23 protein-coding genes, 1 tRNA gene and 2 pseudogenes are annotated in these 26,121 nt (G+C 44.9%); 1 reads left to right on the plus strand and 25 read right to left on the minus strand.

Annotation, left to right across the window (positions count from 1 at the left end; translation table 11 throughout):
- Positions 1 to 30: 30 nt before the first annotated feature.
- The 12 genes and pseudogenes from leuS to NFS34_RS02705 form a co-directional block, all read right to left on the minus strand.
- Entirely contained in the window at positions 31 to 2,625 is a 2,595-nt protein-coding gene (gene leuS / locus NFS34_RS02645) for a leucine--tRNA ligase (RefSeq protein WP_376707956.1), read from the minus strand.
- A 136-nt stretch (positions 2,626 to 2,761) separates the two neighbouring features.
- The gene (lnt, locus tag NFS34_RS02650; RefSeq protein WP_251358335.1) at positions 2,762 to 4,303 is read right to left on the minus strand and encodes an apolipoprotein N-acyltransferase; all 1,542 of its coding nucleotides are present in this window, start codon (positions 4,301 to 4,303) and stop codon (positions 2,762 to 2,764) included.
- A 14-nt stretch (positions 4,304 to 4,317) separates the two neighbouring features.
- Positions 4,318 to 5,181 (minus strand): HlyC/CorC family transporter, encoded by an 864-nt coding sequence (locus tag NFS34_RS02655; RefSeq protein WP_251358336.1) that lies wholly within the window; start codon positions 5,179 to 5,181, stop codon positions 4,318 to 4,320.
- A 68-nt stretch (positions 5,182 to 5,249) separates the two neighbouring features.
- Complete coding sequence (ybeY, locus tag NFS34_RS02660) at positions 5,250 to 5,768, minus strand: rRNA maturation RNase YbeY (RefSeq protein WP_251358337.1); 519 nt, start codon at positions 5,766 to 5,768, stop codon at positions 5,250 to 5,252.
- Positions 5,765 to 6,806: pseudogene (locus NFS34_RS02670) on the minus strand (PhoH family protein). Before NFS34_RS02670 ends, ybeY begins: the two are co-directional and overlap by 4 nt.
- 52 nt (positions 6,807 to 6,858) lie before the next feature.
- Positions 6,859 to 8,235: a tRNA (N6-isopentenyl adenosine(37)-C2)-methylthiotransferase MiaB gene (gene miaB / locus NFS34_RS02675; protein WP_251358340.1), complete on the minus strand. Its 1,377-nt coding sequence runs from the start codon at positions 8,233 to 8,235 to the stop codon at positions 6,859 to 6,861.
- A gap of 121 nt (positions 8,236 to 8,356) precedes the next feature.
- Complete coding sequence (locus tag NFS34_RS02680) at positions 8,357 to 8,770, minus strand: DUF3106 domain-containing protein (protein WP_251358341.1); 414 nt, start codon at positions 8,768 to 8,770, stop codon at positions 8,357 to 8,359.
- Entirely contained in the window at positions 8,767 to 9,072 is a 306-nt protein-coding gene (locus NFS34_RS02685; RefSeq protein WP_251358342.1) for a hypothetical protein, read from the minus strand. The genes NFS34_RS02680 and NFS34_RS02685 overlap by 4 nt, the downstream gene beginning before the upstream one ends.
- Before the next feature lie 13 nt (positions 9,073 to 9,085).
- Positions 9,086 to 9,442: a hypothetical protein gene (locus NFS34_RS02690; RefSeq protein WP_251358343.1), complete on the minus strand. Its 357-nt coding sequence runs from the start codon at positions 9,440 to 9,442 to the stop codon at positions 9,086 to 9,088.
- A gap of 48 nt (positions 9,443 to 9,490) precedes the next feature.
- Positions 9,491 to 10,036: an RNA polymerase sigma factor gene (locus NFS34_RS02695; protein ID WP_251358344.1), complete on the minus strand. Its 546-nt coding sequence runs from the start codon at positions 10,034 to 10,036 to the stop codon at positions 9,491 to 9,493.
- A gap of 131 nt (positions 10,037 to 10,167) precedes the next feature.
- Positions 10,168 to 11,043 (minus strand): hypothetical protein, encoded by an 876-nt coding sequence (locus NFS34_RS02700; RefSeq protein ID WP_251358345.1) that lies wholly within the window; start codon positions 11,041 to 11,043, stop codon positions 10,168 to 10,170.
- A gap of 80 nt (positions 11,044 to 11,123) precedes the next feature.
- Positions 11,124 to 13,073 carry a hypothetical protein gene (locus tag NFS34_RS02705; protein WP_251358346.1) on the minus strand — a complete coding sequence of 650 codons (1,950 nt, stop codon included), beginning with the start codon at positions 13,071 to 13,073 and terminating at the stop codon, positions 11,124 to 11,126.
- A gap of 193 nt (positions 13,074 to 13,266) precedes the next feature.
- Here NFS34_RS02705 and NFS34_RS02710 point away from each other — a divergent pair, with 193 nt between their 5' ends.
- Positions 13,267 to 13,803, plus strand: coding sequence for a hypothetical protein (locus tag NFS34_RS02710; RefSeq protein WP_251358347.1), 537 nt, complete (start codon positions 13,267 to 13,269; stop codon positions 13,801 to 13,803).
- Positions 13,804 to 13,945: 142 nt separating this feature from the next.
- Here the strand turns inward: NFS34_RS02710 and NFS34_RS02715 are convergent, their stop codons facing one another.
- From NFS34_RS02715 to NFS34_RS02780, 13 genes and pseudogenes are all read right to left on the minus strand, one after another.
- Positions 13,946 to 14,359 (minus strand): hypothetical protein, encoded by a 414-nt coding sequence (locus NFS34_RS02715; RefSeq protein WP_251358348.1) that lies wholly within the window; start codon positions 14,357 to 14,359, stop codon positions 13,946 to 13,948.
- A gap of 23 nt (positions 14,360 to 14,382) precedes the next feature.
- On the minus strand, positions 14,383 to 14,913 hold the full coding sequence (locus tag NFS34_RS02720) for a hypothetical protein (RefSeq protein WP_251358349.1): 531 nt from the start codon (positions 14,911 to 14,913) through the stop codon (positions 14,383 to 14,385).
- Positions 14,914 to 15,075: 162 nt separating this feature from the next.
- Entirely contained in the window at positions 15,076 to 15,600 is a 525-nt protein-coding gene (locus NFS34_RS02725; protein WP_251358350.1) for a hypothetical protein, read from the minus strand.
- A gap of 175 nt (positions 15,601 to 15,775) precedes the next feature.
- Positions 15,776 to 17,854: a polyribonucleotide nucleotidyltransferase gene (pnp, locus tag NFS34_RS02730; RefSeq protein WP_251360280.1), complete on the minus strand. Its 2,079-nt coding sequence runs from the start codon at positions 17,852 to 17,854 to the stop codon at positions 15,776 to 15,778.
- Between the two features lie 180 nt (positions 17,855 to 18,034).
- Positions 18,035 to 18,304, minus strand: coding sequence for a 30S ribosomal protein S15 (gene rpsO / locus NFS34_RS02735; protein WP_251358351.1), 270 nt, complete (start codon positions 18,302 to 18,304; stop codon positions 18,035 to 18,037).
- Positions 18,305 to 18,470: 166 nt separating this feature from the next.
- Positions 18,471 to 19,085 carry an alpha/beta hydrolase gene (locus NFS34_RS02740; protein ID WP_251358352.1) on the minus strand — a complete coding sequence of 205 codons (615 nt, stop codon included), beginning with the start codon at positions 19,083 to 19,085 and terminating at the stop codon, positions 18,471 to 18,473.
- Positions 19,086 to 19,203: 118 nt separating this feature from the next.
- The gene (truB, locus tag NFS34_RS02745) at positions 19,204 to 20,124 is read right to left on the minus strand and encodes a tRNA pseudouridine(55) synthase TruB (RefSeq protein WP_251358353.1); all 921 of its coding nucleotides are present in this window, start codon (positions 20,122 to 20,124) and stop codon (positions 19,204 to 19,206) included.
- A gap of 20 nt (positions 20,125 to 20,144) precedes the next feature.
- Positions 20,145 to 20,522 carry a 30S ribosome-binding factor RbfA gene (gene rbfA, locus NFS34_RS02750; RefSeq protein WP_251358354.1) on the minus strand — a complete coding sequence of 126 codons (378 nt, stop codon included), beginning with the start codon at positions 20,520 to 20,522 and terminating at the stop codon, positions 20,145 to 20,147.
- Positions 20,523 to 20,572: 50 nt separating this feature from the next.
- A pseudogene (infB, locus tag NFS34_RS02760) lies at positions 20,573 to 23,237 on the minus strand (translation initiation factor IF-2).
- Positions 23,238 to 23,255: 18 nt separating this feature from the next.
- Entirely contained in the window at positions 23,256 to 24,752 is a 1,497-nt protein-coding gene (gene nusA / locus NFS34_RS02765; protein WP_251358357.1) for a transcription termination factor NusA, read from the minus strand.
- 41 nt (positions 24,753 to 24,793) lie between these two features.
- Positions 24,794 to 25,246 carry a ribosome maturation factor RimP gene (rimP, locus tag NFS34_RS02770; protein ID WP_251358358.1) on the minus strand — a complete coding sequence of 151 codons (453 nt, stop codon included), beginning with the start codon at positions 25,244 to 25,246 and terminating at the stop codon, positions 24,794 to 24,796.
- Positions 25,247 to 25,549: 303 nt separating this feature from the next.
- Positions 25,550 to 25,626, minus strand: a tRNA-Met gene (locus NFS34_RS02775).
- 76 nt (positions 25,627 to 25,702) lie between these two features.
- The gene (locus NFS34_RS02780; RefSeq protein WP_251358359.1) at positions 25,703 to 26,110 is read right to left on the minus strand and encodes a hypothetical protein; all 408 of its coding nucleotides are present in this window, start codon (positions 26,108 to 26,110) and stop codon (positions 25,703 to 25,705) included.
- Positions 26,111 to 26,121: the final 11 nt, after the last annotated feature.

The following is a 26,121-nucleotide window of genomic DNA, read 5'->3' on the forward strand; positions in this document are numbered from 1 at the left end:
TACCCTAAGATCCTTAACATGCCTAGATTGTTAGTTAGCTACAATATTAACCAATTTACCCGGAACTACAATCACCTTACGCACGGTTTGTCCTTCCGTAAAATTTTTAATCTTGTCATCATTTAGCGCTAACTGCTCCACCTCGTCTTTAGTCGCAGAAGCCGCCACCGTTATCTTGGCGCGCACTTTGCCATTGACCTGCACCACGATCAGTTTCTCATCTTGCACCATGGCCGCTTTATCCGGCACAGGCCAAGTCGCGTTGACCACATCCGTAGTATGGCCTAATGCGGTCCATAATTCCGAACAAATATGCGGCGTGATCGGCGACAGTAATAGCACTGCAGCTTCCAGCGCTTCCTGTAATACCGCTCGATCTTGCGCGCTGGACTCTTCAGCTTTAGCCGCCTGATTGAGCAATTCCATCACCGCGGCAATCGCCGTATTAAAAGTATAGCGGCGCTCATAATCGTCAGAAACTTTAGCAATGGTTTCGTGGGTCTTACGGCGCAAAGCTTTTTGCTCGCCATTCAAACTAGCAACCTCTATCGCCGAAACCGCACCTTTTTGGATATGACTATGAACCAGCTTCCACAAACGGCGCAGGAACTTTAACGAACCTTCTACCGCCGAGTCTTGCCATTCCAAGGTTTGATCCGGTGGTGAAGCAAACATGGTGTAAAGACGCATGGTATCAGCACCGTATTTATCCACCATCGATTGGGGATCGATGCCGTTATTTTTCGACTTGGACATTTTGGTCATGCCAGCATGAATCACCTCTCGACCGCTAGCATCGACCGCTTTGCTCACCGCTCCCTTATCGTCACGCTCAAGGATTTCAACCTCAAGTGGCGAAACCCACTGACGAGCACCCTTTGCATCTACATAATAAAAAGCATCGGCCAACACCATACCCTGACATAATAGCTTTTTCGCCGGCTCATCAGAATTAACAAACCCCGCATCGCGCAGCAATTTATGGAAGAAACGGAAATACATCAAATGCATGGTGGCGTGTTCGATCCCGCCAATATACTGATCCACCGGCAGCCAATAATTGGCGCGCTCGGGATCTAAAATACCTTCATCAAAATCAGGGCAGCAATAACGCGCGTAATACCAGCTCGACTCCATAAAGGTATCGAAAGTATCAGTTTCACGAATTCCTTCGAGGCCGTTAACTTGAGTTTTTTGCCATTCTTTATCGGCAATCAAAGGGCTGGTCACACCGTCCATCTTGACATCTTCCGGCAACCTTACTGGTAGCTGGTCGTCTGGCGCCGGCACTACTGAACCATCTTCCAAATTAACCATCGGGATCGGAGCGCCCCAATAGCGTTGGCGCGACACGCCCCAATCTCTAAGCCGGTAATTGACGGTCTTATTGCCCTTATTCTCGACTGATAGTTTTTGTGCAATAGCCTCGAAAGCCTCAGCAAACGCCATACCATCAAACTCGGCAGAGTTAAATAACAACCCTTTTTCCACATAAGCTTGTTGCGAAATATTCAATTCTGAACCATCGGCAGGCTTAATCACCGGCTTAATATCAATCTTATATTTAGTGGCAAATTCATAATCGCGCTGATCGTGCGCTGGCACAGCCATCACGGCGCCAGTGCCGTAATCCATTAACACAAAGTTCGCCACCCACACCGAAACCGGCTCGCCAGTGAGCGGATGGGTTACCGTTAACCCCGTATCCATGCCTTTCTTTTCCATGGTCGCCATTTCCGCTTCGGAAACCTTGCTATTGCGGCACTCGTCAACAAAGTCTTGCAACTTAAGGTTATTTTCAGCAGCCAAAGTTGCTAACGGATGCGCCGCAGCCACCGCCACATAAGTCACTCCAAATAAAGTATCTGGGCGGGTGGTATAGACCCGAAGCTTATCCTCAGCATAACCATCAATAGCAACCGCAAAATCCAGTTCAACCCCTTCGGAGCGGCCAATCCAATTTTTCTGCATGGTTTTAACCATCTCAGGCCAACCATCCAGCGTCTCTAAATCATTTAGCAGCTCTTCGGCATAAGCGGTAATTTTTATAAACCACTGCGGAATTTCTTTTTGTTCCACTGGCGTATCGCAGCGCCAGCAAGCACCATCCACCACCTGCTCATTAGCCAGAACCGTTTCATCGTTAGGACACCAATTAACCGACGAAGTCTTTTTATAAACCAAACCTTTTTCATACAACTTGGTAAAAAACCACTGCTCCCAGCGATAATATTCTGGAGTACAAGTCGCCAGCTCCCGATCCCAATCGTAAGCAAAACCCAGCATTTGCAGCTGACCTTTCATGTATTCGATATTTTCGTAGGTCCAAGGTGCTGGCGATGCATTATTCTTCACCGCCGCATTTTCCGCCGGCAAACCAAAAGCATCCCAACCAATTGGCTGCATCACATTTTTGCCTCGCATACGCTGAAAGCGAGAAATCACATCACCAATGGTGTAGTTACGCACATGCCCCATATGCAAACGGCCACTCGGATAGGGAAACATACTTAAGCAGTAGTATTTTTCCTTATTCGCATCTTCAATCGCTTTAAAGGTTTTATTTTTAGCCCAATTGGCTTGGACTTTGGCTTCAATCTCAGCCGGCTGATAATGTTCTTCTATGTGCATTTGCTTAAAAATCAATGAGTTAACTAGCGCAAAGAATGATAGATCACACCAGTTTAAAGTTCAAAATATAAGCGGCAAGGATACCTTAGCTGGTCGCCCACAACAACCTAAAATCAAGGCACTCGGGGATTTAACGCGGCCTTGATCGCAGGAAAGAGTTAAGGCCTAACGTCAGAACTAAAATCAAACAAATCACGGCCAAAGGCCAGTAACCAAACTGACCAAAAATAGTGTACCTTTGGGTCAAAGGCATTAGCCCTGCTAACTCGGTGGTAACAAAGCGTGGCTCTTGATCGATGACTTGTCCATAATGATTAATCAAAGCCGTGATACCGTTATTGGTGCCGCGAATAACGGGCAAACCATTTTCAATCGCCCGCATTTGTGCCATTTGGAAATGCTGCAAAGGACCCCAAGAAGTACCAAACCAAGTATCGTTGCTGATGGTCAAAATCGCTTTCGGCTTCGCCTTGCCACCAGCAGTTTCAGACTTACTGGAAAGCCGCTGGATCAGGTTAGAAAAGGCAATTTCGTAACAAATCGCTGGTATAAGATAGGCTTTGTCAGTTTCAAAACCGCTTTGCTTAGCGTCACCCGGAGTAAAGCTCGACATGGGCAGGTCGAAAAAATCGATCAGGCCGCGAAATAGCGATTGCATCGGCACATATTCGCCAAAAGGTACCAGCTGTTGCTTACGGTAATCCACCTGCTGTTGACCGAGCATTTTGATCCCCGCGTAATAGATCTGGCTAGCTTCAGGATCGGGCCGTAGCGGAATCCCCGTAATAAAAGTTGAACCAGATTCTTGGGCTTTTGTACTCAAATCGTCAAGCAAGAAATCTACCTGACTGTCCATCGCTGGGATCGCTGCTTCCGGCCAAACGACTAGATCAGCGCCCCAATAATTTTCCGTTTGTTGCAAAAGGCCGTTAACGATTGGAGCAAAATACTCGGGATTCCATTTTTGATGTTGATCGGTATTTGGCTGCACTAGCGCCACAGTTAAAGCGCCTTTTTGCTCAATTTTGCCGCTAATGCCCCACCAAGACAGCCCCAGCCCAATCACTGCGTAAACGATAAAGCCCAACATAGCGGCGGAGTTTATCCGGCGATTGGCGAGCGCTTCGGCTAATAAAATCGCTAAGGGTACTAAATATAGCGTCAGACCGTGCACCCCTAGCAAAGAGCCGATACCAGCAAAGGCTTGTCCAGTCTGGCTATAGCCCACAAATAGCCAAGGAAAAGAAATGAAGCTGTAGCTTTGAAACAGATCCAGCGCTAACCATAACAGGCTGAAAGCGATAAGCTGGCCGCTCAAGGAAAACTTAGCGCCAAAACGCCGATGGGCCCAAGCTAAAAAAGCGAACAGTAGCGATAGAATGGCGATAAATAAGAGGGTTAGAAACACCGCTAATGGCGGCGACGCATTGCCAAAAGTATTGATTGAAACGTACACCCAAGAAATGCCAACCCCAAACAGGCCAAAACCGTAACAAAAACCAATTTTAGCAGCGCAGCGCGAGGCCTGTTGTTTTAGCAGCAGCCAAAAAGCAGCGATCGAAATTAACGCTAAAAACCACCAATTAAGCGGCGCAAAAGCCAATGGATAGAGTGCACCCGCGATTAAGGCACCCAAGTATCGCCACCAGCTGGATTGTGAGCTTTGCTTCATCAAAGGATTAGGTTTTATTCTTGCGGTTCAAGCGCTTTAACTTTGAGTAAGTGGATCCGTCGTTCGTCAGCATTTACCACCGTGAATTGATAATTCCCCATGGTAATACTTTCGCCTCGTTGCGGCATATGACCAAATTGATTCACCACCAAGCCACCGATAGTATCGAACTCTTCATCGGAGAACTTTGCAGCCAACTCTTCGTTAAAATCTTCGATTTCGGTTTGCGCCTTAACCATAAAGTCGCCATTGGTATGCGGTTTAATGTTGCCTTCGTCTTCATCAATATCAAACTCATCTTCAATGTCACCCACGATCTGCTCCAAGACATCCTCAATCGTGACCAAACCTGAGACGCCGCCATATTCATCAACCACGATCGCCATATGATTACGGTTTAAGCGAAACTCTTTTAACAACACGTCCAGTCTTTTACTCTCTGGCACTATCACTGCTGGTCGCAAAATATCTTTAATATCAAATACTTGCTTTTCGGATTCGGATAAATTGACGCTGTTTTCGGCAGCGTACACCAGCAACTCTTTGGCTAACATAATGCCTTCAATATCGTCGCGGTCTTCGCCAAATACCGGATAACGCGAGTGTTTGGTTTCAGCCACCATCGGTAAAATTTCATTCAGCTTGGCATCTTCATGGATCGCGCTCATCTGTGAGCGCGGCACCATAATGTCACGAACCTGCATTTCGGCTACTTGCAACACCCCTTCCATCATGGAAAGCGAATCATCTTTAATGAGTTGGTCTTCTCGAGCGCTGCGTAACACTTCGACCAGATCTTGACGATCTTGCGGTTCGGATTGGAAAATTTGTGTGATTTTGTGAAAAAAGTTTCTCGACGGAGGTTTATCGTCGTTCATGGAAAGTTATTTTTTTGCCTCTATAAATGGTAAATAATTCATGTTTAAACACTAAAAGCGGGATCTATCTAAACCACTTCATAAGGATTTGCGATCCCCAAACTGTCTAGGGTCTCTATTTCCAGAGACTCCATCTGTTGCGCCTCTGTTTCCGTTATATGATCGTAGCCCAATAAATGCAAGCTACCGTGTATCAGCATATGCGCCCAATGCTCAAGAGCCTCTTTATTTTGCGCTTTAGCTTCTTTTTCAACTACTTGCGCGCAAATCACCAGATCACCTAATATCGAAAGCGCCATCGACTCCATACCAGGCATCGGCTCGAAAGGAAAAGACAATACATTAGTCGCTTTATCCTTGCCGCGATAGGCTAAATTGAGCTGCTGACTTTCCGCTTCATCAACAATCCTCACGGTAACTTCCAAAGGATAGTTTTGATTTGCAGATTTATCGACTGATGCCTCTACAGTTTGCATCTGATGTCGCAAAGCCGTGCTCAACCAATGTTCGGCCTGCGCTTGAGAAGGGATCTCGGCAAGATCGGTAGCGACTTGATAATCTATCGCGACTAGCTCGGAGCTGCTCATGATGACTTCTTATCGGTATTAACGCCAGTCTTGGTATCAGTACCATTAGCGCCGCTTTGATGAGCATCGTCAGCATCTTTTTCAAAAGCTTCATAGGCCTGAACAATGCGTTGCACCACGGGATGGCGCACCACATCTTGCGATTGGAAAAAGGTGAAGCTGATAGAATCAACGTCTTTAAGGACATTGATCACATGGCGCAAGCCGGAGGCGCTGACCGCGTGGCAAATCCACTTGGGTAATGTCGCCCGTGATTACAGCTTTAGAATTAAAGCCGATACGCGTTAAAAACATCTTCATCTGCTCAGGAGTGGTGTTCTGACTTTCGTCTAAAATGACAAAAGCATCGTTTAGAGTACGACCGCGCATATAAGCTAGTGGCGCCACTTCGATCACGTTGCGCTCCATCAACTTAGCGACCTTATCAAAACCAAACATTTCGTATAAGGCATCGTACAAGGGGCGCAAATAAGGATCAACTTTTTGCGCTAAATCACCCGGCAGAAAACCCAAACGCTCGCCCGCTTCCACCGCCGGACGAGTTAATAAAATTCGTCTGACCTGCTGTTTTTCCCAAGCATCCACCGCGCTGGCAACCGCCAAATACGTTTTGCCCGTCCCCGCAGGGCCAATACCAAAGGAAATATCATGATGTTTAATCGCCTGAATATAATGCTTTTGGTTAGGGCTTCTGGGCTTGATCAAACCGCGCTTAGTTATCAATTTAACATCATCGCTGGCGGGCGTTGTCGCCAAAGCTTGCTCGGCCATCACCTCTTGAATCGCTAAATGCACATCGGCGCTGTCGAGATCTAAACTTTTCTTGGTTTGCTGATACAAAGATTCCATTGCCTGACGCGCAGCGCCAGCATTTTTGGCTTCACCAATCACCTGCACCTGATTCTCGCGCACATTAATCTCCACCCCGAGGCGACGCTCGAGATGTTTTAGGTGTTCATCCAAATAGCCCAGCAAAGCCGATAAACGGGCGTTATCGGCAGGCAAGAGATCGAATGATTGGGAACTTAATTCCGACATAGATACAATCCTAATTCCGTTTGCTACTAACGATTAGTACCAACACTAACCCCTAATAAATTTTACCATCGGCAATAAATTCACCGCGCAAAGAGTTAGGAAAAGCATCGCTAATATCCACTTCAACGAATTTGCCGATGACCGAATGCGGCGCCACGAAATTCACGATACGGTTATTTTCAGTACGCCCACGCAGCTCCATCGGATCTTTCTTCGAAGGCCCTTCCACCAAAACCGTTTGTCGAGTGCCGACCATATTACGGCTAATGGAAAATGCTTGTTGGTTGATGCGTTGTTGCAACAAACTCAAACGCTGCTTTTTCGTCTCTTCCGGCGTATCGTCGACTAGATCTGATGCTGGCGTACCAGGACGAGCGCTATAAATAAAGCTGAAAGAGTGATCGTAACCAATATCAGCAATCAAGTTCATGGTATCTTCAAAATCACCATCTGTTTCGCCAGGAAAGCCGATAATAAAATCTGAAGACATGGAAATATTGGGGCGAATTTTACGCAATTTGCGGATCTTCGACTTGTATTCCAACGCTGTATGGCCACGCTTCATCATGGCGAGCACTCGATCAGAACCCGATTGTACTGGCAAGTGTAAATGACTGACCAATTCAGGCACTTCGGCGTAAACGTCAATCAAGCGCTCAGAAAATTCCACCGGATGCGAGGTGGTATAACGAATTCGATCAATACCATCAATCGCCGCCACATAAGTGATTAATTCTGCTAAATCGGCTTTATGACCTTCATGCGTAATACCGCGATAGGCATTAACATTTTGGCCCAACAAATTAATTTCGCGAACCCCTTGTGCGGCCAATTGCGCACACTCTGCCAACACATCATCAAACGGACGGCTGACTTCTTCACCGCGGGTATAGGGTACTACGCAGAAAGAACAGTATTTGGAACACCCTTCCATCACCGAAACAAAAGCGGTTGGTCCTTCGGCGCGAGGCTCTGGCAAGCGATCAAATTTCTCGATTTCAGGGAAGCTGATATCCAGCACTACCTTTTTTTGACCTGAAGCTTGCTTGATCATTTCAGGTAAGCGATGCAAGGTTTGTGGCCCAAAAATAACGTCCACATAAGGCGCTCTTTGACGAATAACATTACCTTCTTGCGAAGCCACACAACCGCCAACACCGATAATCAGATCCGGTTTATCATTTTTAAGATTTTTCCACTGACCAAGTTGTGAAAACACTTTTTCTTGGGCTTTTTCACGGATCGAGCAGGTATTGAGCAAAATCACGTCGGCTTCTTCTGCCGACGCAGCCGCTTCAAGGCCATGGGTTTTGTTCAGCAGATCCGACATACGCGAAGAATCGTATTCGTTCATCTGACAACCCCAGGTTTTGATAAATAACTTTTTCGTTGCCGTTTCAGCCTGCGGGCTAACTAGTTGCTCACTCATGGATGGAAAACTAAATTCTTTAAAAAAGGGCGCGAATTATAGCTTAATCTGGCAAGGCTCGCCAGATAATCATGGTTATTTTTTAGCCACATTTTAACCGCCGACAAGCAAGACGCTTAGATTAGCGTTTTTTACGATTCTTCCATTTTTTGCGGATTTTAGCCTTCTGCTCTGGCGACAAAGATTGGAACCATTTATAGCGCTGCATCAAAATTTTTCTTTTAGAATCAGACATTTGTGAGAAACGTGTAAAGTTTTTCTTAATCGCCTGCTTTTTAGTAGGGGACAAATTATTCCAACGCTTAATCAATTTTTGGGTACGCTGGCGCTGCTCGGGCGACATACTGAGCCAATTATTAGCGCCTTTAAGCAACTTTTGTCGACGCTCACTATCCAGTTCACCCCAACGGTTCTCAAAAGGAGCTAATATTTTCTGTTGCTCAGCACTCAGTTGCTGCCAGTTTAGCTCTTCAAGCGCACTCAGCTGGAGACTAAACCCTAACAACAAGCATAAAACCAAACTTTTGATCTTCATCGGTCGTCTCCTTTGTCCGTAGCTTTATTCTCGTCTTGCGGTATCTCTTGTTCCAACCAAAATAACCATTGCTCCACTTTTTCTTGCTGCCTCTGTTGTTGGCTTTGGCTGAGTGGCTTTGGCTTGGTTTGCTTTTGCTTATTAGCTTGGGCATTTACCTTAAGCGGCGACTTGGTTGGCAAATCCATTTCTGATAGGAGTAATAAAAAGTCTTCATCCAACAAGGGCGGATGTTTCTCCTCAGAAGCTTTTGATTTCGGCTCTGATGTTTCTGTTGCTGCTAACATTAAGGGGAAACTCATGATCAATACACCTTTAATGAGTTTCCTGCTCAAGCCATTCATAAAACTCTAGCTCCTGATAAAATTCAATCTCGTCAGTCGCCATAATAATGGGGATCTCCTCAGGATTAAATGCTAAGGAAGTATCTGTAGACATTTTATTCCAATTCACACCGATAAATACCATGACAAAAGTCGCTGCTAAAGCGCTAGGAATGGCCAACTTGCGCCAATCAGAAATCGATTGATTGGCCTCTGCAGTATCCAGTACTTCTTGGCGCATCGACGCTAAACGCTGACGAACCTCGGGCGATACTTGTGCATCGGTCATAGACTCGCTCCGATACTGTTTTTCAACTTCCGATAACCATTTATCTTGTTTATCACTCATAATTTTCACCTAAAGATTTTAACAAAGAACTTTTCATCAAAAACTTGTTCAAGTTAAAACCTTCTCACCTAAAACACCTCTTAATTTTTGCATTGCTCGGGACAAATGAGTTTTCACCGTACCAGTGCTACAGCCCATAATATCCGCCGTTTCTTTCACATCTGCCTGTTCAATCATGCGCAATAAGAATACTTGCTGCTGCTTCAATGGCAGCTCATTCACAGCCAGCTGTAATTGCTGCATGGATTGGTTTATGCTCAATTTATTTTCTGGCTCCCAATCTTGGCGATCCGCACTAGCTTCTAGCAATGAATATTCTTGTTCGTTCGAATTCCGATTAAACACTGAGCCCATGATACTGCGCACTTTTTGCTTGCGATACCAATCGCGGATGCGGCTTTGTAATATCCGATAAAACAAAGGCTTCCATTGCTCACTGGGCTTATTTGCATACTTAGTCACTAGTTTCATCATACTATCTTGCACTATATCCAGAGCTTCTTCACGCTGCGAAGTCGCAGCATAAGCCATGCGATAGGCCGAAGCTTCAACGCTCGCTAAAAACCGGTCCAACTGTGCGCGATTCTTCAGCACGATTTACCTTACCCTATCCTTAACCTAGTGGTTATCTTGGTCATTATCTTTTAGCTTAGATTACTAATAGAACGTTCAAAGTCGCTCTTGGTTGACTTATCATTAACATTGTCCCATCACCACTGCCCAATCTAATTGAATAACACAAAACTTAGGCCAGCATAATAAAAACCATCAAAGCTTTCCGCTTTACTATGACCAACCAGTAACCGTAAATCCAGATATTGGTTTAGCGGAAATTGATAATTAAATTCCAATTGGTCATTGTTAATCCGATCAAAAGCAGATTGGTTTTGCTGATAATCCAAACTCACCGACTGCAAGCCTAAATCAAAACTATAACCAACTCTGACCCCCCTAGATTTATCCAGCACACTGTCGTCGGATGCAAAAATAAAACGGGTATAAAAATCGAAAGCCTCTGTCTCAATTAAGCGTCCTCGATAATCATAATTGTTCGCCTCAAGATTAATAAACCAGCGCTCATTAGGGAAAAAACTGGCAAAAATACCATAGCCAACGCCAGTAATATCTTCCTTAAAAGTCCGACCCGAAAAGTTAAAGTTAGCCACCTTAAACTCCAAATCACGATAAATCGCATTAACACCTAACTCATAACTATCCTGCTTCCAACTGGGACTAATCTTGAGATCGTGCGATTCAATGGTCTTATCGTCCGTCCAGCGGCTTACATCAAAACCCCACTGCCAATCGCCTAACTCCAGTTGATAGCCTGCACCATATTTTAACAAGTCTTCGGAAGTTTCATTGGCAAACGGATTCGGCTGGCTGATATCGATAGAAAGGATTTTGGTTCGGTGAAAATACACATCAAACCACGATTTCTCATCGGCCTGAAAGGTCATGGCAAACGACCAATCTTCAGCATCATCCTCATCTTTTTGATAACCAAACTCTAATAAAATTCCTGCTTTATCTTCTGCCACAAGCTGCACACAGAAAAGGCTAACCGCAAACCCCAACAATAATTTTGTCCAGTCGGACATAATAACTCCTTAATCAATAACACAAGGTGAATAGACTTGAGGCCTATTCACCTATTAATGTTTAATTATCTATCACGATTCTAATCGTTATTGGCGCCCAGTTTCACCACCATTTTTGCAATCTGATATTGGTTAGTATCTTCTTGGTAACCGCCATTGGCAAATAGCGCTTTGACCAAGTGCCCCTGATCCAGGCGCGCTTGCAAATCCGAAACAAAATTTTCGAATGAAGAATGTAGCGTTATATTGTCAGATTCTTTGATAGCGAATAAACCCAGTCCCGATGATTTAGGCAGCATTAACCAACCTTCTGCTAAATCATTCAAATCGGTAATAATACCGCCTCGACGCAAATAATGGCGCTCACCCAACTCTGGATTTAGCAAGTCTATTGCCATAGCGTTTGCATCCAGTTGACTAAAGGCTTGCGCAGAACCATCATCCAACCACGAGACTAACATTTTTGCCCCAGACTCAGTGTAATCGATCACGCTCGCAGCGTTAAAATCCACTGGCGCTGCCGCGAAATCATTAACGAAGCCTGTAACTCTTAGTGGCGCGTTAATCGAAGGGTTAGGCACCAAGTTACCCAGACCAACTTGATAAGCCATCGGATCCGCGTCTAAATCACTCGATTGACCAGTCCCGCTAAAATCAAACCTATCAGGATTGCGACGATCGATCACTTGTAAATCAAGCTCCAGCTCGCTGCCCAAATCTTGATTTAGAGTCCCCGCTATCGAAGTTAAGAGCAAACGCACGCTACCTTGGGTTGCATCCAACACTTGATTAGCATCAGAGTCTTCACTCTCTTCTAGAGCCTCGAATGTTCCTAGGACACTAACTCTTTGCCCGACAGAAACCGAAGCTTTAGTTAATTCTTCACTGTGCAAAAATTGCTTTTTATAATGAGTCTCATCACCAATTTTCACTGTCACTAACTCGTGAAAACCGACCTCGCCATCGGTTCTTACCAAAGTAACACCTTTTAAGGTTAATTCATCCGCCTCGCGCGCCATCACACTACCTAAAGCAGCGTCAAATTCACCACCCGGAACGCTTGAACCAGCATATACCTGCATCGCAGTAAATTTACCTGCGCTGCGGTCATAAGTGCCAAAAGCCACGGTCGCCGTACCTTGAGTTTGCTCAGCAAGCAAAGCTAATCCATCGCTACCCTGAAGCATCTCGCCGTTGATATCAAACAGGGTGTCATCATCCGTATGAATATTCACACCACCGAATTTTATCTCTTGTTGTATACGATGGTAAAAAGGTCTCAAAGCTATGCGATAGTAAGCATCGTCAGTATTGACACGCAGCATAGGTCCGCGAATACGAAAGTCCTTTGTCTCGAGCGGGTTGATTTCAGCGGTTAGCGTTGTCCCTAAAACCGCCTCTACCGGCACCGCTTGCAGATCCACCTCATGCGAGGCTTCCAAATTGAAATCAATCTCTAACATAGCCGGTACGCCCGGTACAATTCTTAATTGATCGCGGTTATCAAGGTTAATGGAAACCTCAACTTGATCGATAGGCTCACCAAGCGCATCCACTACCAGCGCCGTAGCGGCTTCGCCATCTTTTTCCACCTGCACATCTGCATCGCTGTAATCTAAAGTGACTAAAGCTTTGGTATAAATACCTTTGGGGATCGTGACCGCAGAAACCAGCTCGGATAATTCGGTATATTGAGCAAAATCCAACTGACTTGAGGCAGGCATTACATTCACCACAGTGCCATCCTGCTTAGTTAAGGTCATGGCTTTTAACTCAACCTGATAAGTTACAAAATCACCCTCTGCATCGGTCACATCAATTAGCAAGGTTCCACATTCATCATTGGTATTGTCTTCATCCGTAGTTTCACAAGCTTTACTCACTGGTGGCGGCGGCTCCGCCTCTGGGCTCGAGCTGCCTCCGCAAGCAGCCAGCAGTAGCAACATGCTTGCTATTAATAAAGACTTACCTCCGTTATTGGCTAAAGTCACCATAGCTTCCTCCAAGTTATCAATAATAATTAGACTCAAAGTAATAAACGTATTAACTCGCCATTGGTTGACTGGAAAAATGTAAAGCGACATTTTTTGGCCACATTTAGCCGCATTATTTCCAGATTCAAAACATCTAAAAGCCACAAGCCTTTGCTTAAATAACACTCAAGCAAAACAATTAGTCGCAATAAAGCGGCAGATTTATTACTTAAAAACCTTGGAGATTGTTATGAAGCTTTTACATCTATCAAAAAAATCCATTAGCAAAGTAGTCGCTTGTGCCATGCTGCCAGTTAACTTAATCGCTAACGTACAAGCAGCCGAAAAGCTTAAAATTGATGAGCTCGGCCACCTTGCCTATCAACAACAAGGACAAGCTAAAAAGAAAATTCCCGTTGCCACTAGCGTTGTCAGTCGTAGCCTTAATGGAAGAACTCAGGTTGAGGTAAGTCAAATCTTTACCCACTCGGGCGAGACCAATATTCAGGCGGAATACTTTTTCCCGATCCCAGAAGCCAGTCAACTAATCGACTTTCAAATTTCAAATGACTTGGAATTAACAGGCGATATGCCGCCAAAGTCGGTGATTTTAAAAAGCAATGATCAGGTCACCATTATGTACCAATTTATCACTGCTGAAGACAACAGCTATCACGCCAGTTTAATGGGCTTTCCTGCGGCCAGATCTCACGATAAGTCTCAAGATGAATCTCACGAACAGCTTCGCCAGAATCCGCTGGCCAATAAAATGATTGCTAGTCGCTGATTTAATTTTTTACGAGTTCCCCAAAACAAACACCACAAGGAAGTGGCGTTTTTGTTTACTCTCGGCCAGCGCATGACTCCTTAGGCTTTAACACAGTTTCGCTGATCTGGCTGTCTAAAGCTGGCTGGCCTGAGAGACCTATTTAAAACCTATGGCTTTTATTTTTAATCGCCAATTTCCCACCTAGAATTGCCGCCGGAACAATGGTTAATAGATTAACCACCATGAACCAGCCGGGATGCGGGATCATAAATATATTCACAATGGCTCCAAGCAATAAAATAGCACCACAAATAAGCGCCAAAGTCAGTTTATTGGCAGCAGCTATTTTGCTACTTAAAAAGCCTGCAACAAAAGCTCCTGTGATATGCGCGATCAAAACAGTCACTAGAGCACTTATAGGCAAGCCTTTAACGTAAGCCGCGAAGGCTTTTTTATCTTCTACACTCAAATTTTCCGGCCACGGAAAACGCGCCATATTTATCGACTCAATGCCCATAATCACCAAACCAGCAACCACCAAAGCGACAACTACAGCTAAAATTTGTTTACTCATACTTTCCCCCATTAAAAGCCTAACTATTTTTTCTTCACTTTCTTTTTATACAAACCGTGGAAAATAGCACGCCAAGTTTTGCCCCTATCCGTTGAAAGGCTCCAAACCTGCAATACCGCATCATCTTTAGCTGTCCAACTGATTCGATTCAATAAAGGGCCTTGCGGAGTGTAACTTTCCCCTTCTAATACCATAGCGCCATCTTTGAGTCCGCCATCCAGTTGTAGCAAGGTGCCGCTATTATCAACCCAAGTTTGATGCCAACTAGCCGTGGAAGTATCGTAAATATTGTAGCTATGACCGCGATTTTTACTGACGCCCGTCCAATTTTCTTGCAAAGCACAACCAGCTAAAATTTTCACGATACGATTCTCACCCACTTTTTTATTATCAATATCGAACACTTCCCAATCACCTATCCAGAAATCAAACTGGCGATACTCGTCGCTTGAACAAGGAATGGGGGTTGGCTCGGGCGGCGGTGCTTCTGATGCGCTAAGTTTTAACATTAATAGGCTGACAATCAGTACCCACAAAACGCTTATGTTCTTCACCTTCTATCTCCTATCCGTGAGGTTAGATTTAACCAACAAAACGAAGCTGGTTAGCGACTATCATCGCGATTTAAGCTACTTTTTGTCAAATCAAAAAAAGCTGGAAGCCTTTCAACTTCCAGCAAACCACTAGTATAGGAGTTACAACTAGTTAGGGGGTCTCTATTTCTTAATCTTTACGCGCCGCTTAGTTACTCGCTCGCCACGTGCGTTTACATGTTGGCGTTGTTGTTCTCGGTATTGTTTGCCATCAACTCTGTTATAACCACGATCACGTCCACGCCCAATGAGATTGCCATCAGCATCGGTAATCTTCTTACCACGTTGACGCTGAACATTACCTGCCGCATCGGTTCGAGTACGGCGGCGTTTCTCAGTACGATTACCATTATCATCAAACGAGACTCTTTGTTGTGCTCGCGCCTTTCTGCCATCAGCAGAATTGCGTGCCCGATCACGACCTTTTTTCATCAGATTACCATCGGCATCCGTCACTTTAAAAGCACGCCTTTTGCGCACATCGCCTTGCTCGTTGGTTTGTTTTTGCCGCTTGAGATCTAAAGTGTAACCATCGGCATTAGTCATGGATTTGCGCTGAGTTTGCTTAGAAGCAGCTTGAGCCACAGAACTTAAGGTAAGCAAACCTAATGCCATCGAAACTGCTAAAACTACTGTTACTTTTTTCATATTCCAACCTATTGATTAATGAGTTACCTTAAATAACGCATCAAGTTACAAACGGTTGACAGTAAAGTGTGGTTTTATAATTTTTTTGAAAACGAAGGGAAAGTAATAATGACAGAGCACAAAAAAGGGAGCCTAGGCTCCCTTTTTATTAATCATACTTTCTACAAAGAAATGATTATTCAGCAGGTGCTACTGCTGGCGCTTCTTCTTGAACCGGCTGTTCAATTAAAGCTTTCATGCTTAAGCGGATACGACCTTGGCGATCCACTTCTAACACTTTAACTTTAACCATATCGCCTTCTTTCAAATAGTCAGTAACTTTATTCACACGCTCGTGAGCGATTTGTGAAATATGCACCAGACCATCTTTACCCGGAGTCAACTGCACGAAAGCACCAAAGTCTGCTAGGCGAACTACTTTGCCTTCAAACTCCATGCCGGCAGTGATTTCCATGGTGATAAGTTCGATACGTTTAACCGCTTCGGCAGAACCTTCAGCATCGCTCGAAGCAACTTTTACCGTACCATCATCTTCAATTTCGATAGTAGCGCCAGTTTCTTCAGTCAAGGCACGAATGGTTGAACCACCTTTACCAATCACTTCAGAGATTTTATCTACTGGGATCTTAATGGTAGTAATACGCGGCGCGTGCTCAGAAATATCATCGCGCGGCTTATCAATCGCTTGGTTCATCACGCTCAAGATATGCAAACGGCCACCTTTGGCTTGATGCAAGGCTTGCTGCATGATTTCTTGGGTAATGCCGTCGATTTTGATGTCCATTTGCAGTGCAGTGATACCCGCTTCAGTACCAGCTACTTTAAAGTCCATATCGCCTAGGTGGTCTTCGTCACCCAAGATGTCAGAAAGCACGACAAATTTCTCGCCTTCTTTAACCAGCCCCATAGCGATACCCGCTACTGGCGCTTTCATTGGGACGCCCGCATCCATTAAGGCTAGGGAAGTACCGCAAACCGAAGCCATCGAGCTTGAGCCGTTTGATTCAGTAATTTCCGAAACCACACGGATAGTGTATGGGAATTCAGCAATGGTTGGCGCCATCGCCGCAACACCGCGTTTAGCTAACCGGCCATGACCAATTTCACGACGCTTTGGCGAGCCCATAAAGCCCGTTTCACCGACACAGTACGGCGGGAAGTTGTAGTGCAACATAAAGTGATCTTTTGATTCACCCATGATGCTGTCTTTGATCTGCGCGTCACGCTCAGTACCCAAAGTCGCTACCACTAAGGCTTGCGTTTCACCACGGGTAAAGATAGCGCTACCGTGAGTTCTTGGTAGCACACCAGTGCGAATATCAAGCGCTCGCACCATATCTGGCTCACGACCATCGATACGTGGGTTGCCGTTGATAATGCGCGAACGAACCACTTCTTTTTCGATTGAGTGGAACATGTCTTTAACATCATCCGCTGAAGGCTGGCCTTCTTCGTCGCCCGCTAACGCTGCCACTGCTGCGTCTGAGAGCTCATGGATTTTGGCATAACGATCCGCTTTTTCCGCGATTTGGTAGGCTTCTTCGATAGCGGCAAAAGAGTGACCTTTAACCGCTTCATAAAGCGCCATATCTTTTTCTGGAGCTGACCAGTCCCAAGCATCTTTTGCTGATTCAGCAGCAAACTCCTGAATCGCTTTAATGGCGCGCTTTGACTCTTCGTGACCATACATTACCGCGCCTAACATGACGTTTTCTGGTAATTCATCAGCTTCTGACTCAACCATCAAAACTGCATCGTTAGTGCCAGCCACCATTAAGTCCAATTTCGATTCTTTTAATTGGCTTACGGTTGGGTTTAGTACGTATTCGTCGTTGAGGTAGCCGACTTGCGCAGCGCCAACCGGACCAGCAAACGGAATTCCTGAAATCGCTAAAGCAGCAGAAGCACCCAACATCGAAATAACTTCGGTTGGAATGTCTTGGTTGATCGAAACGATAGTAATCACAACCTGAACTTCGTTAACAAATCCTTCAGGGAATAAAGGACGTAACGGACGGTCAATCAAACGCGCAATCAAGGTTTCTTCGTCAGCAGGACGACCTTCTCGCTTCAAGAATCCGCCAGGGATCTTACCCGCAGCGTAAGTTTTTTCTTGATAATTCACCGTTAACGGGAAGAAATCTTGTCCTTCCTTAGCTTCTTTTTTACCGGTGACCGCAACAAAAGCCGTAGTGCCTTCGCAATCGATCATTACCGCGCCACTCGCTTGACGAGCTACACGACCAGTTTCCATAGTGACGGTACGACCGCCGTATTCAAAAGATTTTTTAATATAATCCACAATAGTTACCTATATTATTTACTTCTCTTTCAGAACTCACATCGTCTGAAAGCTTTTACAAAAGCACCAAGATTAAATACATAATAAATGATGCCATAAACAAAAAAGGGGCTAGAAGCCCCTTTTAAGATTTTAGCGACGTAAACCTAACTTTTTAATCAAGTCTGCGTAGCGAGAATTATCTTTACGCTTTAGATAGTCCAACAATTTACGACGTTGGCTTACCATGCGTAACAAACCACGACGTGAGTGGTGGTCATGCTTGTGTGCTTTAAAGTGGCCTTGCAAATGGTTGATTTGCGCCGTCAATAAAGCAACTTGAACTTCCGGAGAACCGGTATCGCCTTCACCGCGACCGTGTTCTTTTACGATTTCAGCTTTCGCTTCTGCACTTAGTGACATATGTCTACTCCAATAGGTTTTTCTTAAAAATAAGAGTCTTGTATTTACTGATTGGCCGATCACTAATTCAGCCCATCAAATGAAGACGCGATTTTACCTGTGTTATGGGGCTATCACAAGCCCTAAACCCTTGAAAATGGCTCGATTAGGTCAATTTTCGATAAATTTATTGATTTACCACCCGCGGCGACTCAGTATTCAGCGAATCTGCAAGTTCTGGCATGATTTCAGGCTTATTTTGCGAGCTGATAAAGCACTCCCGAAGAAACTGTTCAAAACAAGATTCCGTCTCGGATAGCTTGCTGCGCAGGCGATGCCCACCAGCGAAAATGTGCAAGCTGGCCTTAGCCGACTTGGCAAAACTGATCACATTTTGTACCGGTACAATATCATCGTCCCAGCCGTGCACCACCGTGGTAGGGCACGCTAATTTTTCCACTTGTGCTTCAGCATAACCGTCTAAATAGAGCGCTGGCGAGATTAGGAAAATTCCCAGCGGATCGTGTGACAAGGCCGATACAGCCGACACATAACCGCCCATGCTGGTGCCAACCAGCACATAAGGACGCTGTAACTCATCCAAATATTGGTTAAGCTTGTTCACCCTTTCTTGGGTTGGCAGACGGCGATAGTCCAGCGACTCCACCTCATACCCCATACGAATGGCAATCTGTGAAAGCGACTTGATGCGACTGCTGTTAGGGCCAGTTACCTTACCGTGCGAAAAAATCACCAAAGGCTTATCATTGATTGCCAAGTTTACATCTGTAACTTCTTGCATAATCACTACCTAAATTTTATTATCTTTATTAAATTTTTTTATATTTCAATAAGATAACAAATTTGTGTTATCTAAAAATTAAGCTCATGGATTGCCCGCTGACGCTAGCTTTTTGAAACTAGATCTCTTGCTTTAAAAGACGACTGGGGGCAACCAAACCATCGTCATCAATTTTACCTACACCTAAAAACTGCTGCTCAGCTTCCATCAAACACACCATGCCTTCTGCTGGCGCATCAGAGACTTGCACCGCTTGGCCTTGTTTTAGGTAATAAGCTTCATTATCGGTCAATTCTAATATTGGCCAGTCGCTCAGCGCCTCTTCAATTGGCAGTAACAACTGATCCAGTTCTAATTTTAGGTCTTCGGATTTCATTTGGCGTAGCTGCTGCATGGATACCGTCTGTGCCAAGTCAAACCGACCGACCGCTGTTCGTTCCAACTCTAAAACGTGTGCGCCACAACCTAAAACCTCTCCTATATCTTCGACAAGATTCCTGATATAAGTTCCCTTAGAACAATGCACCGCCATTTCAACTTGATCGCCGTTAAAACTTAGTAATTCGCAGGAGTAAATACTTACTTTCCTTGCCTCTCTTTCCACCTCGATGCCTTGCCGCGCCAACTTATGCAAAGGCACACCCTGATGTTTTAAGGCTGAGTACATGGATGGGACCTGTTCGATAGTACCTTTAAATTGCTCCATCACAGTGACAAAGGCTTCCTTAGTAACCTCGACAGCACGAGTTTCAATCACCTCGCCTTCCCGATCAGCTGTAGTGGTTTTTTCACCCAACTTAGCAATCACTCGGTACTTTTTATCCGCATTCAGCAAAAACTGGGAAAACTTGGTGGCCTCACCAAAACAGATCGGCAAAACTCCGGTTGCAATCGGATCGAGCGAACCGGTATGACCCGCTTTAGCCGCAAAATACAAATATTTAACATCTTGCAGCGCCTTGTTCGAGGTTATATCGGTGGGTTTGTCTAATAATAAAATACCACTGATATCGCGACCGCGTTTACGACGTTTTGCCATTATGAAAAACTTCCTAAAACTTAAGAATCGGAATGATTCGCTTGATCAGAGGAAATCGCTTGCTCTATCAGAGAAGACATTTTCTGACCTTCAGAAATGGATTTATCGTAGAAAAAACGTAAAGCCGGAACACTGCGCATCCGGATCGATTTAGCGAGTTGGCTGCGTAAAAATCCAGCGGCATGACTTAACACTTCGATACCATCTTTGATTTCTTGCGCTGCTTCTTTGCCCAAGAAGGTCACAAAAACTTTCGCATTTTGTAGATCGCTGGACACCTCGACCGCCGAAACGGTCACGATGCCCAATCGCGGATCTTTCATTTCACGCTGCAAAAGTACCGCCAGATCACGCTGGATCTGGTCGCCCACTCTTGCCGCACGAGAATTAGTAGCCATCAATAAAATCCAATAATATCAGTTAATTAGCACAAGGCAGTTAGCATCAATTACAGACTACGCTGTACTTCAACCACCTCGAACACCTCGATTTGGTCGCCAACCTTTACGTCATTGTAATTCTTTACGCCGATACCACACTCCATACCATTTCGCACTTCGTTGACATCGTCTTTAAAGCGACGCAATGACTCCAGTTCGCCCTCGTAAATCACCACGCTATCACGCAAAACACGGATTGGATTATTACGCTTAATCACCCCTTCAACCACCATACAACCGGCAATTGCGCCCAGTTTTGGTGACTTAAAGACATCGCGCACTTCCGCCAAACCGATAATATCTTGACGGAATTCCGGCGCTAACATACCGCTCAAGGCCGCTTTAACTTCGTCAATGGCTTCATAAATAATGCTGTAATAGCGAATTTCAACGGCTTCCTGCTCAGCCGTTTTACGCGCCGCGCCATCGGCACGCACGTTAAAGCCGATAATAATCGCGTTTGAGGCCGCAGCCAGCGTCACGTCGGTTTCTTTAATACCGCCCACGCCCGAAGAAATCACCCGAACTTCTACCTCATCGTGCGCCAAATCGGTTAATGACTTGCTTAAGGCTTCGACCGAACCTTGTACGTCCGCTTTGATAATCACGTTAAGCTGCTGTGCTTCTTCGGAGTCGCCCATATTGGCGAACATATTCTCAAGCTTGGCTTTTTGTTGACGGGTCTGACGATCTTCACGCTCTTTTTTGCTCACGCTTAGCAGCAATTTCACGGGCGGTTTTCTCATCAGCAACCACGGTCGCTTCGTCGCCCGCCACTGGCACACCGGATAGACCTAAAATTTCCACCGGAATCGAAGGTCCGGCCACATCAATGGTTTCGCCATTTTCGTCCATCATGGCACGAACGCGACCATAGTGAGTACCAGCTAATAAAATATCGCCTTTTTGCAACTGACCTTTCTGTACCAAAATCGACGAAATAGCACCGCGGCCTTTGTCCAAGCGAGCTTCGATCACAAAGCCTTTCGCTGCGCCTTCATCAACCGCGGTAAGCTCAAGCACTTCTGCTTGCAACAAGATCGAATCCAATAATTCGTCAACACCTTGGCCGGTTTTCGCCGATACTGGCACAAACTGCACATCGCCACCCCAATCTTCTGGGATCACATCGTGTTGCGACAATTCGTTTTTCACGCGATCCGCGTCGGCATCTTCTTTATCGATCTTGTTCACTGCCACAATCATCGGCACACCCGACGCTTTGGCATGTTGAACCGCTTCGATAGTTTGTGGCATAACGCCATCGTCGGCCGCCACGATCAGAATAACAATATCGGTAACTTCCGCACCTCGCGCCCGCATCGCCGTAAAGGCAGCGTGACCTGGGGTATCTAAGAAAGTGACCATGCCCTTGTCCGTTTCAACGTGATATGCACCTATATGCTGGGTAATACCGCCAGCTTCGCCCGAAGCTACGTGACTAGCACGAATATAATCAAGCAACGAGGTTTTACCGTGATCAACGTGGCCCATAATAGTGACCACTGGCGCCCTCGGTTTGCCTTCACCTTCCGCCGAAAGCGCTTCAGATAAGGCTTTTTCCTCTTCCTCGTTCTCATTGATCATGACCGGAGTATGTCCCATTTCTTCCACAATCAAAGACGCCGTTTCTTGATCAATCGATTGATTAACCGTCGCCATAACGCCGACTTTCATCATCGCCTTCATCAATTCTGGCGCTTTCACCGTCATCGCTTTGGCAAGCTCGCCAACGGTAATGGTTTCGGGGATACGCACTTCGTGCACGATATCCGCAGTAGGTTTTTTAAATCCGTGTTGTTTCATAGCTGATGGTGCGTTATAGACTTTCTGTTCAATGACAACACCCTTCTTATTCGCTTCAGAAACGGCATTAGCCACTAAATCTGCATCAGATGTTTTCTTCTTACCTTTCTTCTTACGCTTCTTGCGATGACCGGATTTTTCTTCAAAATCGGCCAAAGACATAGGTTTTACTTTAGCATTCGGATCGGCTTTGACCACCGCTGGCTTGTCACTGGTTGATTTTTTCTTTTCTTCCAGTTGTTGCTCGATCTTCTTCTTGGCTTCTTCAGCGCGTTTAGCTTTCTCTTCATCAGTAAGCTTAGATTCTTCAATCTTTCTTTGCAGCTCTTCTTCCGCCTTTTTCTTGGCTTCTTCCGCTGCTTTTTCTTCGGCTACCTTTTTCGCTTCGACTTCTGCTTTTTTCTTAGCTTTGTCTGCCGCTTTTTGCTTGGCAGCCTCTTCGGCGCGCTGTTTGGCTGCTTCTTCGGCCTTCTTAATCGCTTCAGATTCAGCTTTTTGGCGCTCAGCTTCTTGTTGCTTACGCTCTTCTTCTTCCTGTGCTAGTTTAGCCAGCTCTTCTGCTGAACGCTTAACAAAGGTACGCTTTTTCTTCACCGCAACTTGAACCGATTTCTTCTTACCTTCGGCGCTAGTGACGCTTAATGTACTCTTTTGAGTACGGCGTAGTGTGATTTTTTGTGGCTTATTGGAACCATCTTCGCCGCCATGACTTTTTTGCAAATAAGCCAATAAAGTCTTTTTTTGCTCATCAGAGATAGAAGCACTTTCGTCTTTGACTTTAATGCCAGCCGCCGCCAATTGCTCCATCAACTTATCAACGGGAGTTTTAACGCTTTCTGCTAATTTTTTTACTGTAATATCGGACATTCAATTACCCCGCTTTTATTATTCTTGATCCTCGAACCAAGGCTTACGTGCGGTCATGATTAACTCTGCAGCACGTTCTTCATCTATATCTTCAATATCGACTAAATCGTCAATCGCCAGCTCAGCCAAGTCTTCCATCGTGATAATGCCTTTGCTCGCCAATACGAAAGCCAAATGGCGATCCATCCCTTCCATATTCAGCAAATCATCAGCAGGCTCAGATTTTTCTAACTTTTCTTCACTCGCAATCGCTTTAGTCAACAAAGCATCTTTGGCGCGACTTTTCAGCGCCTCGATCAAGCCTTCGTCGAAACCATCAATTTCTAACATTTCCGATACTGGTACATAAGCGACTTCTTCTAAAGTGGTGAAACCTTCCTGCACCAACATCTCTGCCAATTCTTCATCCACATCCAAATCTTTGACGAACGCTGCTAACACCGCATCCGAATCGGACTGATTTTTCTCGGCAAAATCTTCTTCAGTCATCACATTCAATTCCCAGCCAGTTAGCTCACTAGCTAAACGAATGTTTTGACCACTACGACCAATGGCTTGCGCCAACTGATCTTCTTGTACCGCGATATCCATGGATTGCTTGTCTTCATCAACCACTATCGACATCACTTCCGCTGGCGCCATAGCGTTAATCACAAATTGCGCCGGATTATCATCAAACAACACAATATCGATACGCTCGCCATTAAGCTCGCCGGTTACCGCTTGAACGCGCGCACCGCGCATCCCAACACAAGCACCAACGGGATCGATACGTTTGTCATTGGTTTTCACTGCGACTTTCGCACGCGAACCTGGATCCCGAGCAGCACCTTTAATTTCAATAACTTGCTCACCAATCTCTGGCACTTCGATACGGAATAACTCCACCAACATTTGCGGCTTAGTACGGCTCACAAACAACTGAGGACCACGATGCTCTTCGTTAATTTCATACAACAAACCACGCACTCGGTCTCCGGCTCGAACCGTTTCTCGCGGCATCATTTCTTCGCGCTTAATCACCGCTTCGGCGTTACTGCCTAAATCAAGGAAGATATAATCACGAGTGATTTTCTTTACTACACCAGTAATTAGCTCGCCTACTCGATGACGGAAGGCATCTACCGTTTTGGCGCGCTCAGCTTCACGTACTTTTTGTACAATCACTTGCTTAGCAGTTTGTGCGGCAATACGGCCAAACTCAATCGACTCAATTTGCTCTTCCACAAAATCGCCTAATTCAATTTCAGGCTCATCAAGTTGCGCCGCAGAAATCGTCATCTGCGCTAATGGCTCTTCCATCTCCGCATCATCTTCGACCACCTGCCAACGACGGAAAGTGTCGTACTCGCCGGTTTCACGGTCAATATCTACGCGCACATCAATATCAATGCCATGTTTTTTCTTAGTGGCAGTAGCCAAAGCCGCTTCTAATGCGCCGAAAATCACTTCCGGATTCACCTCTTTTTCGTTAGAAACTGCTTCTACTACTAACAAAATTTCTTTATTGCTCATAGCTATTAACCTTTATGGATTCCTCAATATCAAAATCTTAATTAAAAATTCACAACCAAATGGGCTTTTTCTACTTGCTGGCATAGGATCTGATAAGACTCACCATCCACCAATAAAGAAATCACCCCATTATCCACTTGCTCAATGGTGCCTTTAAATTTGCGGCGACCATTAACTGCAACGGATACTCTTAATTCCGCGCTTTCGCCCTGATAGCGGGCAAACTGCTCTTCAGTAAACAAAGGTCTGTCCATGCCCGGCGAGGAGACTTCTAGGTTGTAGTAACCTTGGATTGGATCTTCAAGATCCAAAACGCCGCTGACCTGATGACTCACCTCGGCACAATTATCCACATCGATACCATTTTCATGATCGATATAGACCCGCAGCACCGAATGTTTGCCTTGCGCCAAATATTCCAAACCCCAAAACTCGAAGCCAGTAGCCTCAACCGCAGGACGAATAATCTTTTCTAATTCAGCATTTCTAGCCATTCGTAAACTCTTTCTACAACCATCTTTTAAAACTAATAAACGCTTGATTTAAAAACAAAAAAAGGCCCTTAAGGCCCATCACAAATAGCGTTATATATGATGGGTCAATGACAATACTTTTAACCAAAGTTATCCACTGTCCCATAAAGATTTATTGCTTAACCCAATAAATCTTTAGTTTTGCTTAGAAAAAACAAAGCCCCTATAATAAGGGGCCTTGTTATTATAATCAGATAGCGTCAAAAAACAATCTTTTGAAACTTATCTTGGTTAATAGCTAAGCAATTCTATTAACCTTATATTTGGTAGCGGGGGCCAGATTTGAACTGACGACCTTCGGGTTATGAGCCCGACGAGCTACCAGGCTGCTCCACCCCGCATCGACGAAGTGCGATTATACGGATTTATTATCTCGTTACAAGTAAATTTTAGTGTATATCGAAAAATTGAGTTCCGTTATTTATCAGTCAGTTTCAAAGAACTTATAATAATTTCCGCCAAATAACTTACATCCTTACTATTTTTATACGAATAGTGCACAAATCTAGGGAACTCTGTACCAAGCTCTATAAAGCACTCATTAATAAAATCTCTAACTTTCAAGCAGCGGTGAGATAATTTGTTAATAATTCTTACCTTTTTGTATTCATCTTCTTTGTAACTTAGCAAAGGATGATTGCCTACATAGAGCGATAAAATATCAGTACCTTCGTTTTTGAAGAACAATAGGGAAAAATCCTCAATAGGATTTTTTATCTCCAAGGCAATATTTTCAGGGTATTTCACTTCTAATTTTGAATGCGGTATTTGATAGGTCACATTTGCCGTGTTCATCAAAAATATTATGAAAAGAGAAGGTCTCATGAGTGCTCCTT

This window comes from Kangiella sp. TOML190 (assembly GCF_023706045.1).
Lineage (GTDB): Bacteria > Pseudomonadota > Gammaproteobacteria > Enterobacterales > Kangiellaceae > Kangiella.

What these genes read in the sequence shown, in the direction of transcription:
- lnt (WP_251358335.1), bottom strand. Translation starts at nt 4,303, where the DNA reads ATGAAGCAAAGCTCACAATCCAGCTGGTGGCGATACTTGGGTGCCTTA.
- NFS34_RS02655 (WP_251358336.1), bottom strand. Translation starts at nt 5,181, where the DNA reads ATGAACGACGATAAACCTCCGTCGAGAAACTTTTTTCACAAAATCACA.
- ybeY (WP_251358337.1), bottom strand. Translation starts at nt 5,768, where the DNA reads ATGAGCAGCTCCGAGCTAGTCGCGATAGATTATCAAGTCGCTACCGAT.
- miaB (WP_251358340.1), bottom strand. Translation starts at nt 8,235, where the DNA reads ATGAGTGAGCAACTAGTTAGCCCGCAGGCTGAAACGGCAACGAAAAAG.
- NFS34_RS02680 (WP_251358341.1), bottom strand. Translation starts at nt 8,770, where the DNA reads ATGAAGATCAAAAGTTTGGTTTTATGCTTGTTGTTAGGGTTTAGTCTC.
- NFS34_RS02685 (WP_251358342.1), bottom strand. Translation starts at nt 9,072, where the DNA reads ATGAGTTTCCCCTTAATGTTAGCAGCAACAGAAACATCAGAGCCGAAA.
- NFS34_RS02690 (WP_251358343.1), bottom strand. Translation starts at nt 9,442, where the DNA reads ATGAGTGATAAACAAGATAAATGGTTATCGGAAGTTGAAAAACAGTAT.
- NFS34_RS02700 (WP_251358345.1), bottom strand. Translation starts at nt 11,043, where the DNA reads ATGTCCGACTGGACAAAATTATTGTTGGGGTTTGCGGTTAGCCTTTTC.
- NFS34_RS02710 (WP_251358347.1), top strand. Translation starts at nt 13,267, where the DNA reads ATGAAGCTTTTACATCTATCAAAAAAATCCATTAGCAAAGTAGTCGCT.
- NFS34_RS02715 (WP_251358348.1), bottom strand. Translation starts at nt 14,359, where the DNA reads ATGAGTAAACAAATTTTAGCTGTAGTTGTCGCTTTGGTGGTTGCTGGT.
- NFS34_RS02725 (WP_251358350.1), bottom strand. Translation starts at nt 15,600, where the DNA reads ATGAAAAAAGTAACAGTAGTTTTAGCAGTTTCGATGGCATTAGGTTTG.
- pnp (WP_251360280.1), bottom strand. Translation starts at nt 17,854, where the DNA reads ATGGAAACTGGTCGTGTAGCTCGTCAAGCGAGTGGCGCGGTAATGATC.
- rpsO (WP_251358351.1), bottom strand. Translation starts at nt 18,304, where the DNA reads ATGTCACTAAGTGCAGAAGCGAAAGCTGAAATCGTAAAAGAACACGGT.
- NFS34_RS02740 (WP_251358352.1), bottom strand. Translation starts at nt 19,085, where the DNA reads ATGCAAGAAGTTACAGATGTAAACTTGGCAATCAATGATAAGCCTTTG.
- truB (WP_251358353.1), bottom strand. Translation starts at nt 20,124, where the DNA reads ATGGCAAAACGTCGTAAACGCGGTCGCGATATCAGTGGTATTTTATTA.
- rbfA (WP_251358354.1), bottom strand. Translation starts at nt 20,522, where the DNA reads ATGGCTACTAATTCTCGTGCGGCAAGAGTGGGCGACCAGATCCAGCGT.
- nusA (WP_251358357.1), bottom strand. Translation starts at nt 24,752, where the DNA reads ATGAGCAATAAAGAAATTTTGTTAGTAGTAGAAGCAGTTTCTAACGAA.
- rimP (WP_251358358.1), bottom strand. Translation starts at nt 25,246, where the DNA reads ATGGCTAGAAATGCTGAATTAGAAAAGATTATTCGTCCTGCGGTTGAG.
- NFS34_RS02780 (WP_251358359.1), bottom strand. Translation starts at nt 26,110, where the DNA reads ATGAGACCTTCTCTTTTCATAATATTTTTGATGAACACGGCAAATGTG.